The following is a 12,383-nucleotide window of genomic DNA, read 5'->3' on the forward strand; positions in this document are numbered from 1 at the left end:
TGACACGAGCCACTGGGACGTCATCCGTCATGCAGATTCAAGACCTTCCGTATCCCGACCCGGGAGTGCCGGACGCACGCTCGGGTCCCCGATTCCTGTGGTGGCTCTTCCGGAATCAGCTGGGCGGCCAGCTCAGATCACTGGCCTGGGGACTGGTGCACTTCCTGTCCGTGTCCGCCCTGCCGTTCTGTGTGGGCTTCGCCGTCCAGGCCGTCGTCGACCGCTCCGGCACCCGACTCGCCCTCGCGGGCGGGCTGTTGGTGCTGGCCTGCGCCGGCAACGCGATCGGCGACACCTTCCTGCACCGCGCCGCCATCACCAACTGGATCACGGCCGCCGCCCGCGTCCAGCAGCTGCTCGCCCGCAAGGCGTCGACGCTCGGCTCGGCGCTGACCCGGCGGGTCGCCGCCGGTGAGGTCGTGGCCGTCTCCACCGGCGACGTCGAGAAGATCGGCTGGTTCGTGGAGGCCGTCTCCCGGTTCACCGCCGCCGCGCTGACCATCTTGTTGGTGTGCGTGGGCCTGGTCGTCTACCAGCCCTCGCTCGGAGTGGTCGTCGCCGTGGGTCTGCCCGTGCTGGCGCTCGCGGTGCTGCCGCTGCTGCCCCGGGCGACCCGGCGGGCCGACTTCCAGCGCGAGAAGGCCGGCCGCGCCACCGAGCTGGCCTCGGACACCGTCGCCGGGCTGCGGGTGCTGCGCGGCATCGGCGGCGAGGAACTGTTCCTCGACCGCTACCGCAGCGCCTCCCAGGAGGTGCGGCACGCCGCCGTGCGCAGCGCCCGGATGTGGTCGCTGATCTCGGCGATCCAGGTGCTGCTGCCGGGACTGCTGCTCATCGCGGTCGTCTGGCACGGCGTGGGCCTCGCCCGCGAGGGCCGGATCTCCGTCGGCGAACTGGTCACCGTCTACAGCTCGGTCATGGTGATGACCTATCCGCTGCGGCACTTCGAGGAGATCGCCATGGCGTACTCCTTCTCGCGTCCGTCGGCCCGCCGGGCCGCGCGGGTGCTGTCGCTGCGGCGCGCCACCTCCGAGGACGGCTCGCTCGCCGGTACGGCACCCACGGGTGACCTGTACGACCCGGCGGCCGGACTGCTCGCGCCCGCGGGCCGGCTCACCGCCGTGGTGTGCGGGGACCCGGACGCTGCGGGGCGGCTGGCGGAACGCCTCGGCGGCCATCCGTCCTCGACCGAGGAGGAGCCGTCGGTGCTGCTGGGCGGCGTGCCGCTGGACGAGCTGCCGCTCTCCGCCGCGCGTACGGCCGTCCTCGTGCAGGACAAGGACCCGGTCCTGCTGTCCGGCACGCTGCGCGAGCTCCTCGACGTGCCCGCGTCGGGGGACGTCGACGCCCGTGAGGCGCTGACGGCCGCGCAGTGCGAGGACGTCCTGGCCGCCCTGGTACAGGGCTCGCTCGGCGCCGAGGACCCGCTGGACGCCCGGATCACCGAACGCGGGCGCTCCCTGTCGGGCGGTCAGCGCCAGCGGCTCGCGCTGGCCCGGTCGCTGTTCACCGACCCGGAGGTGCTCGTCCTGGACGAGCCGACCTCGGCCGTCGACTCGCACACCGAGGCCCGCATCGCCGAGGGCGTACGGGAGTTGCGGGCGGGCCGCACCACCGTGGTGTTCACGTCCTCGCCGCTCCTGCTGGACCGCGCGGACCGGGTCGTCCTGGTCCACGAGGGCGAGGTCGTGGCCGTGGGCGTGCACCGCGAACTCGTGCACAAGGAACCCCGGTACCGCGCGGTCGTGACCCGCGAGACCGAGTCCGTACTGGAAGAGCTGGAAGAGATCGAGGAGACGGCATGATCGGCGTGGCGCCACCGGCGTACGACCCGGCGGCCCCGACGACGGCGAACACCCTGCCCGTCGGGGGCTCCGCGACCGTACGCGCCTATGTGACCGAACTGTTCCGCCGGCACCGCCGCGCCTTCCTCGTCCTCGTCGCCGTCAACACGGTGTCGGTGATCGCGTCGATGGTGGGGCCGTGGCTGCTCGGCGGACTCGTGGACCGGGTCTCGGACGGGGCCCGGGAGGTTCATCTGGAGCTGACCGCGGGCCTGTTCGTAGCCGCGCTCGCCGTGCAGGCCGTGTTCGTACGGCAGGTGCGGCTGCGCGGCGCGATGCTCGGCGAGCGGATGCTGGCCGACCTGCGCGAGGACTTCCTCGTGCGCTCGGTCGGGCTACCGCCGGGCGTCCTGGAACGGGCCGGCACCGGTGACCTGCTGTCCCGCATCACCACCGACATCGACCGGCTGGCCAACGCGATGCGCGAGGCCGTGCCGCAGCTGTCGATCGGCGTGGTGTGGGTGGTGCTGCTGCTCGGCGGGCTCGTCGTCACGGCGCCGCCCCTGGCCGCGGCCGTGCTGCTCGCCCTGCCGCTGCTGGTGATCGGCTGCCGCTGGTACTTCAAGCGGGCGCCGTCCGCCTACCGGTCGGAGTCCGCCGGTTACGCCGCCGTCGCCGCCGCGCTCGCCGAGACCGTGGACGCCGGGCGCACCGTCGAGGCGCACCGCCTCGGGGAGCGTCGCGTCGAGCTGTCGGAGCGGCGGATCAAGGAGTGGACGGCGTGGGAGCGGTACACGCTCTGGCTGCGGTCGGTGCTGTTCCCGTTCATCAACGTCACCCATGTGATGATCCTCGGCTCGGTGCTGATGGTCGGCGGCGTGATGGTGCTGCACGGCTGGATCGACGTCGGCCAGTTGACGACCGGTGCGCTGATCGCGCAGATGCTCGTCGACCCGGTCGGGCTGATCCTGCGCTGGTACGACGAGTTGCAGGTCGCCCAGGTGTCGCTGGCCCGGCTGGTCGGCGTCCGCGAGGTCGAACCGGACGCCGGTGATGCCGCCGTGGCTCCTGAGGGACGCCATGTGCACGCCGACCGCGTGCACTTCGGCTACCTGGAGGGCGTGGACGTGCTGCGCAAGGTGTCCCTGGAGGTCGCCCCGGGCACCCGGATGGCGCTCGTCGGCCCGTCCGGCGCGGGCAAGTCGACCCTGGGCCGACTGCTCGCGGGCATCTACGCGCCCCGGGACGGCCGGATCACCCTGGGCGGCGCGGAACTGTCCCGGATGACGGCGGAGGGCGTCCGCTCGCATGTCGCCCTGGTCAACCAGGAGCACCACGTCTTCGTGGGCTCCCTGCGCGACAACCTCCTCCTCGCCCGCACGGGCGCCGAGGACGCCGAGCTGTGGGCGGCGCTGGGCGCGGTCGACGCGGACGGCTGGGCACGGGCGCTCGACGACGGCCTCGACACCGAGGTCGGCTCGGGCGGTCTCGCGCTCACCCCGGCACAGGCCCAGCAGATCGCGCTGGCCCGCCTGGTGCTGGCCGACCCGCACACGCTGGTCCTGGACGAGGCGACCTCTCTCCTCGACCCGCGCGCGGCCCGCCATCTGGAGCGGTCCCTGGCCCGAGTCCTCGACGGCCGCACCGTCGTCGCCATCGCCCACCGGCTGCACACCGCCCACGACGCGGACGTGATCGCCGTCGTCGAGAACGGCCGCATCAGCGAGCTGGGCAGCCATGACGAGCTGGTCGCGGCGGACGGGGCGTACGCGGCGCTGTGGAGGTCTTGGCACGGGTGAGTCGTGGCACGGGTGAGGAGCCCTGAGGGGGGCCGTCGTCTTTGAGCGACGGCCCCCTTTCAGTACCCGTCTTTCAGTACCCGTAGCCGCTGTCGCCGTCGCTGTCCGTCGAGGGAGCGGCCTGCTTCATCGCCGTGCCCTTCGCGTTCAGCACGTACCAGATCCCGTCGATCCCCTGCCCCTTGAGATCGCCCGGCGCCTTGTCCTTCGCGTAGTAGTAGAGCGGGTGTCCGGCGTACGTCGCCTGCGGCGCGCTGCCCTTCGTGGTGCCGATGAGGCCCGCGTCGGCGCCGGAACCGGCTTTCGGCTTGCCCTCCAGCGGCGGCCACAGCTTGAGGCACGCGGTGTCGCACTTCATGGAGTTGGTGTTCTTGCCGTCCGCCGTGAACAGGTAGAGCGTGCGACCGCCGCCGTCGACGAGGATGTCGCCGAGCCGCGAGTCGCTCACCTTCACGGTGGAGGTGTCCGCCGCGGCGGGTGTGTCGGAACCGCCACCACCGTCGGAACCACCGCCGTAGGAGCCGCCACCCCCGCCGCAGCCGGCCAGCCCCAGCGCCGCCACGAGTGCGATCCCGGTCAGGGTGATCCTGTTTCGCTTCATGATCCTCTCCGTCCCTTCCGGCGGAGGTTGTACGGCTGCCGTCGGCGGAGGGATTGCGGCCACGGACGACACCGCAATCCCTCCGCCCGGATCGGACGTATACAGAAGCGTGGAACTGTTCCCCCGCGCGGACCGGGTCGACGACGCCTCGCTCGTCGCCGGTTTCGCGCTGGGCGACGAGCAGGCCGCGACCGCCTTCGTCCGCCGCTTCCAGAACGCCGTCTACGGCCTCGCCCTGTCGGTGACCCGCGAACCGGGCCTCGCCGAGGACGTGAGCCAGGAGGTGTTCGTACGGGCCTGGCGGGCGGCCGGCAACTACGACCCCCGCCGCGCCTCGGCCCTCACATGGCTGCTGACCATCACCCGTAACGCCGCCATCGACGCCGTCCGCGCCCGCCGGCCCACACCGGAGCCGGCCGAGACCCTCGAACGGCTCATCGACGTCACATTGCGCGCCGACGCCGAGGAGGCCGACGGTACCGAGCGGCTCGCCCTGGTCGCCCTGGAGAGCGAGCGTGCCCTCACCCGGCTGCGGTCCCTGCCGGAGGAACAGGCACGGGCGGTCGCCCTCGCCGTGATCGGCGGCTGTACGGCGGCGGAAGTGGGCCGGCACGAGGACATTCCGCTGGGCACCGCCAAGACCCGGATCCGTACCGGCCTGCGCAGGCTGCGCGAGGCGCTCAAGGAGGGAGGCCGTGATGGCACGTGAGCCCGGGCCGGACACCCACCCCGACGAGGACGAACTGCTCGCCCTGGCCCTCGGCACCCTCCCCGGTGAGTCGGCCGAGCTGCTGCGCCACCTCACCGTCTGCCCGGCCTGCCGCTCCACGTACGACGACCTCTCTGCGGCCGTCGACTCCGTGCTGCCCGCGGCACCCTCCGTGGCGCCCCCGGCCGGGTTCGACGCACGGGTCCTCGAACGGCTGGAGCTGCCCGCGCCGGGGCCGCGCACGGGGCGGCGGCGGTCGTACCGGTTGCCGCTGCTGGTCGCCGCCGCCGCGGCGGCCGGGCTCTGTCTGGGGGCGGCCGGTGCGGTGGTCGTCGACCTGGGGTCGCCGCCCGCCTCCCAGGTGGCCGTGAGCGAGCGCGGGGCGCGGCTGGTCACCGGTTCGGGGGCGACCGTGGGGACCGTCGAGCCCAGCCGCTTCGGCACCGAGTCCGTCCTCGTCATGCAGATCACGGACGGCCGTCCCGGCACGCACTACACCTGCCGACTTCTCCTCAAGGACGGCAGCACCCGCGACGCGGGCCACTGGTGGCTCCCGTCCTCCGGCCGGGCCACCTGGATCGCCTACGGGGCCGCCGACTCCGTGGACCGGGTGGAACTGGTGACGGACGAGGGGCGGGTGTGGTCGTCGGCGGGGCTGGAGAGCTGACGGCGGAGGGGAGGCGTCGCCTGGTCGCGCCGGGGTCGGACCCGCTTGCCTGCACCCGTGCCGTTGCGCAGTCCCGAAAAGGGGTGGAAGGCTGGATAACGGCACCGCGCGGCGGCCCCGCGTCACCGGCCGCCGCGGGACCGGGCCCGTCCCCATCACCTGGAGGTACCCGTGAACAGCGCCGACGGATGGGGAGACGACGTCTACCAGCCCGACGGATCCGAGATCCAGGAGGACTCCGGGCTGCTCGACGTGGAGGACACGTTGGAGAACGACGGTGTCGACGACCCCCTCGACCGCGGCTGGTCCCCTCCGGACCGACCATGGGCCGTGGAGCACACCGGTGTGACGGCCGCCGAGCGGCGGCAGGGCGAGAGTCTGGAGCAGCGGCTCGCCGAGGAGATGCCGGACGCCCCCGTCCCCGACGGGGACGGCATCGGCGACTGTGACGGCACCGACGGCGAACTCCTCGACAACGAGGTCGGCGCGCGTCGCTCCGGCCGTCTCGTCGCGCCCGACGAAGGCGCTCACGAGGACGAGGAGAGCGCCCTGATCGCCACGGACGTGGGCATCGACGGCGCCGCCGCCTCCGCCGAGGAGGCCGCCATGCACATCGTCGACGAGGACGCCCTGTCCGGCTGACCCCGAGGAGCACGCATGCAGCAGGACAAGCACCCCGACTACCACCAGGTCGTCTTCCGTGACCGCTCCGCCGGTTACGCCTTCCTCACCCGGTCGACCGCGACCAGCGAGCAGACCATCGAGTGGGACGACGGCGAGACGTACCCGGTGGTGGACGTGGAGATCTCCTCGGAGAGCCACCCCTTCTACACCGGCAAGGCCCGCACGGTGGACACCGAGGGACGGGTCGCCCGCTTCGAGCGGCGTTACGGGAGTGCGGCGGGGCAGGACGCCGAGGGCTGAGCGGCGCTCCGCCGGCGCACAGTCCCGCCTCGCGGTCAGATGAAGTTCAGCGCCGCCGCGCAGCCCACCCCGCCCAGCACCATGAACGCCGGCATCAGCACCTTCAGCTCGACCCAGCTGCCGGCCCGGAACCGCATGGCCTTGGGCGGGCCGATCGGGTACCAGCGCTTGCGGCCCACCGGGATCGGCCACAGGATCGGGCAGCCCGACACCGTCAGCGCGTCCCCGATGTCGTGGACCAGCGCGCCGAGCACGATCGGCAGGCCCAGCCACAGGTACTCCTGGCCCGGGTCCGTGAACAGCCAGTCCGAGCCGTTGCCCGGCTTGTCCAGCACGCCGGCGATGATCCAGGCGCTGGTTGCGGCCAGCAGCCAGACCAGGACGTCGGCACTGGAGCCGCGGGTCGCCCGCCACAGCAGGCCCTCGATGGCGAGCACCATGTGCACGAAGAGGATCGCGAGGACGGCCCAGCGGCCACCGGTGATCGCCGCGACCGAGGCGCCCGCGCCGATCAGGACCGCCCACAGCCAGGTGTGGGTGAGCGTGCGGTGCCCACCGGAGCGCCGGGGGTCGCCCTGCTTCTTGGTGGCCTTGTAGACGGCGTAGGAGAGCTTGTCGACGATCTCGCAGAGCCCTCGCGAGATGGGTCCGAAGGCGCGCGAGATGGTGGCCGCCTTGTGGTCGAGGTCGGGGGCGAGCGCCGCCCCCGCGCAGATCAGGGCTCCGGCCAGCAGGACCGGCCAGGGCATCGTGTGCCCCGCCGCGGCGGCCGCCGCTCCGACGCCGAGCCAGGCCGCGGCCCCCGACAGTGAGTGTGCTGGTCCCATCATCGCCGTTGCCCGCCCCATTCCTCGTGTACCGCTGCGCAGTTGACCGGATGCCCTGACGCCTCGTCGGCGACACAGCGTACTGCTCGTGATCTTCGTACCCGCATCCGATTCCCCTGTAGTGGGGAAGGGCAGGCAAGATGGGTGGGTGACCCTCATCGATCAGCTGCCGCAGACCGCAGACCCCGACGCCCTCTACGAAGCCTTCGAGTCGTGGGCCGAGGAGCGCGGGCTCACGCTCTACCCCCATCAGGAGGAGGCGCTGATCGAGGTGGTCTCCGGTGCGAACGTGATCGTGTCGACGCCCACCGGCTCCGGCAAGAGCATGATCGCGGCGGCCGCGCACTTCGCCGCGCTCGCCCGTGACGAGGTCACCTTCTACACGGCTCCGATCAAGGCGCTGGTCTCGGAGAAGTTCTTCGAGCTGTGCAAGATCTTCGGCACCGAGAACGTCGGCATGCTCACCGGCGACGCCTCCGTCAACTCCGACGCCCCCGTCATCTGCTGCACCGCCGAGGTGCTCGCGTCGATCGCGCTGCGCGACGGCAAGCAGGCGGACGTCGGCCAGGTCGTGATGGACGAGTTCCACTTCTACGCCGAGGGCGACCGCGGCTGGGCCTGGCAGATCCCGATCCTGGAGCTGCCGCAGGCACAGTTCATCCTGATGTCGGCCACGCTCGGCGACGTCTCCATGTTCGAGAAGGACCTCACCCGCCGCACCGGCCGCCCGACGGCGGTGGTCCGCTCGGCGACCCGTCCGGTGCCGCTGTCCTACGAGTACAAGTTCACCCCGCTCACCGAGACGCTGACCGAGCTGCTGCAGACCAGGCAGGCGCCGGTCTACATCGTGCACTTCACCCAGGCGCAGGCCGTGGAGCGGGCGCAGGCGCTGATGAGCATCAACATGTGCTCGAAGGAGGAGAAGGAGCAGATCGCCGATCTGATCGGCAACTTCCGCTTCACCACCAAGTTCGGCCGCAACCTCTCCCGTTACGTCCGGCACGGCATCGGGGTCCATCACGCCGGCATGCTGCCCAAGTACCGGCGGCTGGTGGAGAAGCTCGCGCAGGCGGGTCTGCTGAAGGTCATCTGCGGTACCGACACGCTCGGCGTGGGCGTCAACGTGCCCATCCGCACGGTGCTGTTCACGGCCCTGACCAAGTACGACGGCAACCGCGTCCGCACCCTGCGCAACCGGGAGTTCCACCAGATCGCCGGCCGCGCCGGGCGGGCCGGATTCGACACGGCGGGCTTCGTCGTCGCCCAGGCGCCCGAGCACGTCATCGAGAACGAGAAGGCACTCGCCAAGGCCGGCGACGACCCGAAGAAGCGGCGCAAGGTGGTCCGCAAGAAGGCGCCGGAAGGCTTCGTCGGCTGGACGGAGAATACCTTCGAGAAGCTGATCGCCTCCGAACCGGAGCCGCTCACGTCCCGCTTCCGGGTGACGCACACGATGCTGCTGTCGGTGATCGCCCGCCCCGGCAACGCCTTCGAGGCCATGCGGCATCTGCTGGAGGACAACCACGAGCCGCGCAAGGCGCAGCTGAAGCACATCCGCCGGGCGATCGCCATCTACCGCTCGCTGCTGGACGGCGGCATCGTCGAGAAGCTGGACGAGCCGGACGCCGAGGGCCGTATCGTCCGCCTCACGGTCGACCTCCAGCAGGACTTCGCGCTGAACCAGCCGCTGTCCACCTTCGCCCTCGCCGCGTTCGAACTCCTCGACCCCGAATCGCCGTCCTACGCCCTGGACATGGTCTCCGTCGTCGAGTCGACGCTGGACGACCCGCGGCAGATCCTCGTCGCCCAGCTGAACAAGGCGAAGGGCGAGGCCGTCGCCGCGATGAAGGCCGACGGTGTGGAGTACGAGGAGCGTATGGAGCGCCTCCAGGACATCTCGTACCCGAAGCCTCTGGAGGAGCTGCTCTTCCACGCGTACAACACGTACCGCAAGAGCCATCCCTGGGTCGGCGACCATCCGCTCTCCCCGAAGTCCGTCATCCGTGACATGTACGAACGGGCGATGTCGTTCACGGAGTTGGTGTCCTTCTACGAGCTCGCCCGCACCGAGGGCATTGTCCTGCGCTACCTCGCCAGTGCCTACAAGGCGCTGGACCACAACATCCCGGACGACCTCAAGTCCGAGGATCTCCAGGACCTGATCGAGTGGCTCGGCGAGATGGTCCGTCAGGTCGACTCCAGCCTGCTGGACGAGTGGGAGCAGCTCGCCAACCCGGAGGAGATGACCGCCGAGGAGGCCCAGGAGAAGGCCGACGAGGTCAAGCCGGTCACCACCAACGCGCGCGCCTTCCGTGTCCTGGTCCGCAACGCCATGTTCCGCCGCGTGGAGCTCGCCGCCCTGGACCAGGTGGAGGAGCTCGGCGAGCTGGACGCCGACGCCGGCTGGGACGCCGACGCGTGGGGCGAGGCGATGGACAAGTACTGGGACGAGTACGACGACCTCGGCACCGGCCCGGACGCCCGCGGCCCGAAGCTGCTCATCATCGAGGAGCAGCCGGAGAACCGCCTGTGGCGCGTCCGGCAGATCTTCGACGACCCGAACGACGACCACGACTGGGGCATCAGCGCGGAGGTCGACCTGACGGCCTCCGACGCGGAGGGCCGCGCGGTCGTCCGGGTCACCGACGTCGGCCAGCTGTGAGCACAGGAGAGACGCGGTCATGACGACGAACCCGGCCGAGCGACTGGTCGACCTTCTCGACCTGGAGCAGATCGAGGTCAACATCTTCCGGGGCCGCAGCCCGCAGGAGTCCCTGCAGCGGGTCTTCGGCGGACAGGTGGCGGGCCAGGCGCTGGTCGCCGCCGCCCGCACCACCGAGGGCGACCGGCCCGTGCACTCGCTGCACGCGTACTTCCTGCGCCCGGGCCGGCCGGGCGTGCCGATCGTGTACCAGGTCGAACGGGTGCGGGACGGCCGGTCGTTCACGACCCGTCGGGTCACCGCCGTGCAGCAGGGCCGCACGATCTTCAATCTCACCGCCTCCTTTCACAAGCCTGAGCAAGCGTCGTTCGAGCATCAGCTGCCACCGGCCCGCAAGGTCCCGGACCCCGAGTCCCTGCCGACGGTCACGGAGGAGATCCGCGAGCATCTGGGCGCGCTGCCGGAGCAGTTGGAGCGCATGGCGCGCCGTCAGCCCTTCGACATCCGCTATGTGGACCGGCTGCGCTGGACGCCCGAGGAGGTCAAGGACGCCGAGCCGCGCAGCGCGGTGTGGATGCGCGCGGTCGGGCCGCTCGGGGACGACCCGGTCGTGCACACCTGCGCGCTGACCTACGCCAGCGACATGACGCTCCTGGACGCCGTGCGCATCCCGGTGGAACCGCTGTGGGGGCCGCGCAGCTTCGACATCGCCTCGCTGGATCACGCCATGTGGTTCCACCGACCGTTCCGCGCGGACGAGTGGTTCCTCTACGACCAGGAGTCCCCGATCGCGACCGGCGGACGGGGCCTGGCGCGCGGGCGGATCTACGACCTGGAGGGGCGCCTGCTGGTGTCCGTCGTCCAGGAAGGGCTCTTCCGGGCGCTGTAGGTCCGGGGCCGGGCGGGTACGTGGCGTGCACGCGCCTTTCCGTCATGCGCTTCTGCGACGCAGCCAGCCCAGCAATCGTCGGGGCGATTCCGCGGGGGCGGCTTCGTCGGGCGGGGGCGGTGGTGTGGTCGGCCGCCGCTCCCCTGTGGGGCGCGGCTCGGTCGGCCGCTGCTCCCCCGCCGGGCGTGGCGCGGGCCGGAGGGTGCGGGCGTCCTCCATGGTCCGGGCCAGTTCGGTCCGCAGTCGGCTGATCTCGTCCGGGTCGTCGGCCGTCATGATCCGCTCGGTGAGGTGCGCGGCCGGTGTGCCCGGGGCGCCCTGGTTCGGCGGCACGGGGCGAAAGCGGTTCAGATAGGAGCGCTCGTACGGGTCGCGGACGAGCTCCGCGATCTGGGCGGGGTCGAGGAAGGCGGCAAGGGCTCCGGCGCTCTCCCACGGGCCGTCGGCCACCCGCAGCAGGAACTCCCGGTGCCGGGCACGCCAGTTGCGGGGACGCAGGTCCACACCCTCCTCCAGCAGGCCCCGCATGCCCTCGGGTGTGCGACGGGCGTGCAGCAGCGGGGTGTTCCGCTCGTCGGCGGCGAACTGCTCGAGTTCCTCGGCGAGATAGAGCCAGACGACGGCCCGATACCGGTTGAGATAGAAGCGCACCGGCGCCACCACACCGAGGCGTGCCAGGCGGGTGAACCTGCCGACGGGGATGTCCATGACGTCCGCGCCCTCGGTGGTGCCCACGACCCGCACCCGCTGCTGGAACGCTTCGGGGAAGTCGTCCTCCGCGCGGAGCCGGTCCAGTTCGGTGCGGGGGACCCGGCGGCCCCCTCCCCCTTCGTCGGGCACGGTCCGGATATGGCCGAGATGCACGCCCAGGTCGAACTCGTTGCGCTTCAGACCCAGTTCGCGCGCCGCGCGGCCCGGGGTGAGAGTGAGCTGCTGAGGCCTGGTGAGGGTGCTGCCTGTCATCGTCGTACTCCCCCGTGGAGTCGGTGCTCACGCTGTGTGCGTTCGCCGTGACAAAAACCGTAGCCGGTCGGGCGAATCTCGGAGCGGGCCTGTGGATAACTCCACGGGAGATGACGAATCAGCAGGTCAGAGGTCTATGGCCGAACTCCGCTCGGGCTGGCGGACGTCCACGCCGAGGTGCTCGCCGACCCGGTTGACGAGCAGCGTCATCTCGTAGGCGATCTGACCGATGTCGGCCTGCGCGCCGCTGAGCACGCACAGGCAGCTGCCGGTGCCCGCCGCGGTGACGAACAGCACCGCGTCGTCGAACTCGACCATCGTCTGGCGGACTCTGCCCGCGCCGAAGTGCCGGCCGGAGCCCTTGGCCAGGCTGTGCAGTCCGGACGAGACGGCGGCGAGGTGCTCGGCGTCCTCGCGTCGCAGACCCGTGCTGGCCCCCGCCACCAGGCCGTCGTTGGACAGCACCAACGCGTGCCGGACGTGGTCGACACGCTCGGTCAGATCGTCCAGCAGCCAGCCGAGTCCCTGGTTCTGCGCCATGTCTCCGTCTCCCCGTGT

Annotated in this window: 12 protein-coding genes; 8 read left to right on the top strand and 4 right to left on the bottom strand. The window is 71.5% G+C overall.

Going from position 1 to position 12,383, the window contains the following annotated elements; all coding sequences use genetic code 11:
• Positions 1-29 precede the first annotated feature (29 nt).
• Positions 30-1,805, top strand: a complete 1,776-nt coding sequence (locus IQ210_RS06750; RefSeq protein WP_194077913.1) for an ABC transporter transmembrane domain-containing protein — start codon at positions 30-32, stop codon at positions 1,803-1,805.
• Positions 1,802-3,583, top strand: a complete 1,782-nt coding sequence (locus tag IQ210_RS06755) for an ABC transporter ATP-binding protein (protein WP_194077914.1) — start codon at positions 1,802-1,804, stop codon at positions 3,581-3,583. Before IQ210_RS06750 ends, IQ210_RS06755 begins: the two co-directional genes overlap by 4 nt.
• 73 nt (positions 3,584-3,656) lie before the next feature.
• On the opposite strand, the gene IQ210_RS06760 is transcribed toward IQ210_RS06755, so the two are convergent.
• Entirely contained in the window at positions 3,657-4,184 is a 528-nt protein-coding gene (locus tag IQ210_RS06760; RefSeq protein WP_194077915.1) for a COG4315 family predicted lipoprotein, read from the bottom strand.
• A gap of 109 nt (positions 4,185-4,293) precedes the next feature.
• Here IQ210_RS06760 and IQ210_RS06765 point away from each other — a divergent pair, with 109 nt between their 5' ends.
• From IQ210_RS06765 to IQ210_RS06780, 4 genes are all read left to right on the top strand, one after another.
• On the top strand, positions 4,294-4,893 hold the full coding sequence (locus tag IQ210_RS06765; protein WP_322656321.1) for an RNA polymerase sigma factor: 600 nt from the start codon (positions 4,294-4,296) through the stop codon (positions 4,891-4,893).
• Positions 4,883-5,560, top strand: coding sequence for an anti-sigma factor (locus tag IQ210_RS06770; RefSeq protein WP_194077917.1), 678 nt, complete (start codon positions 4,883-4,885; stop codon positions 5,558-5,560). Before IQ210_RS06765 ends, IQ210_RS06770 begins: the two co-directional genes overlap by 11 nt.
• 171 nt (positions 5,561-5,731) lie before the next feature.
• Positions 5,732-6,202, top strand: a complete 471-nt coding sequence (locus IQ210_RS06775) for a DUF5709 domain-containing protein (RefSeq protein WP_194077918.1) — start codon at positions 5,732-5,734, stop codon at positions 6,200-6,202.
• Positions 6,203-6,217: 15 nt separating this feature from the next.
• Complete coding sequence (locus IQ210_RS06780) at positions 6,218-6,484, top strand: type B 50S ribosomal protein L31 (protein WP_059198427.1); 267 nt, start codon at positions 6,218-6,220, stop codon at positions 6,482-6,484.
• 35 nt (positions 6,485-6,519) lie between these two features.
• Here the strand turns inward: IQ210_RS06780 and IQ210_RS06785 are convergent, their stop codons facing one another.
• The gene (locus IQ210_RS06785) at positions 6,520-7,314 is read right to left on the bottom strand and encodes a metal-dependent hydrolase (RefSeq protein ID WP_194077919.1); all 795 of its coding nucleotides are present in this window, start codon (positions 7,312-7,314) and stop codon (positions 6,520-6,522) included.
• Positions 7,315-7,459: 145 nt separating this feature from the next.
• On the opposite strand from IQ210_RS06785, the gene IQ210_RS06790 reads away from it, so the two are divergent.
• Positions 7,460-9,973 (top strand): DEAD/DEAH box helicase, encoded by a 2,514-nt coding sequence (locus IQ210_RS06790; protein WP_194077920.1) that lies wholly within the window; start codon positions 7,460-7,462, stop codon positions 9,971-9,973.
• Between the two features lie 19 nt (positions 9,974-9,992).
• Positions 9,993-10,862, top strand: a complete 870-nt coding sequence (locus tag IQ210_RS06795; protein WP_194077921.1) for an acyl-CoA thioesterase — start codon at positions 9,993-9,995, stop codon at positions 10,860-10,862.
• Between the two features lie 42 nt (positions 10,863-10,904).
• Here the strand turns inward: IQ210_RS06795 and IQ210_RS06800 are convergent, their stop codons facing one another.
• Together IQ210_RS06800 and IQ210_RS06805 are read right to left on the bottom strand one after the other, a co-directional pair.
• On the bottom strand, positions 10,905-11,825 hold the full coding sequence (locus tag IQ210_RS06800; RefSeq protein WP_194077922.1) for a DUF6397 family protein: 921 nt from the start codon (positions 11,823-11,825) through the stop codon (positions 10,905-10,907).
• A gap of 126 nt (positions 11,826-11,951) precedes the next feature.
• A complete protein-coding gene (locus IQ210_RS06805; RefSeq protein WP_194077923.1) occupies positions 11,952-12,365 on the bottom strand; it encodes a roadblock/LC7 domain-containing protein in 414 nt (137 codons plus the stop codon).
• Positions 12,366-12,383 lie beyond the last annotated feature (18 nt).

It is taken from the genome of Streptomyces justiciae, from assembly GCF_015163075.1.
GTDB lineage: Bacteria > Actinomycetota > Actinomycetes > Streptomycetales > Streptomycetaceae > Streptomyces > Streptomyces justiciae.

Coding starts and splice junctions, on each gene's coding strand:
- IQ210_RS06785 (WP_194077919.1), bottom strand. CDS start 7,314: ATGATGGGACCAGCACACTCACTGTCGGGGGCCGCGGCCTGGCTCGGC.
- IQ210_RS06800 (WP_194077922.1), bottom strand. CDS start 11,825: ATGACAGGCAGCACCCTCACCAGGCCTCAGCAGCTCACTCTCACCCCG.
- IQ210_RS06750 (WP_194077913.1), top strand. CDS start 30: ATGCAGATTCAAGACCTTCCGTATCCCGACCCGGGAGTGCCGGACGCA.
- IQ210_RS06805 (WP_194077923.1), bottom strand. CDS start 12,365: ATGGCGCAGAACCAGGGACTCGGCTGGCTGCTGGACGATCTGACCGAG.
- IQ210_RS06795 (WP_194077921.1), top strand. CDS start 9,993: ATGACGACGAACCCGGCCGAGCGACTGGTCGACCTTCTCGACCTGGAG.
- IQ210_RS06760 (WP_194077915.1), bottom strand. CDS start 4,184: ATGAAGCGAAACAGGATCACCCTGACCGGGATCGCACTCGTGGCGGCG.
- IQ210_RS06755 (WP_194077914.1), top strand. CDS start 1,802: ATGATCGGCGTGGCGCCACCGGCGTACGACCCGGCGGCCCCGACGACG.
- IQ210_RS06780 (WP_059198427.1), top strand. CDS start 6,218: ATGCAGCAGGACAAGCACCCCGACTACCACCAGGTCGTCTTCCGTGAC.
- IQ210_RS06770 (WP_194077917.1), top strand. CDS start 4,883: ATGGCACGTGAGCCCGGGCCGGACACCCACCCCGACGAGGACGAACTG.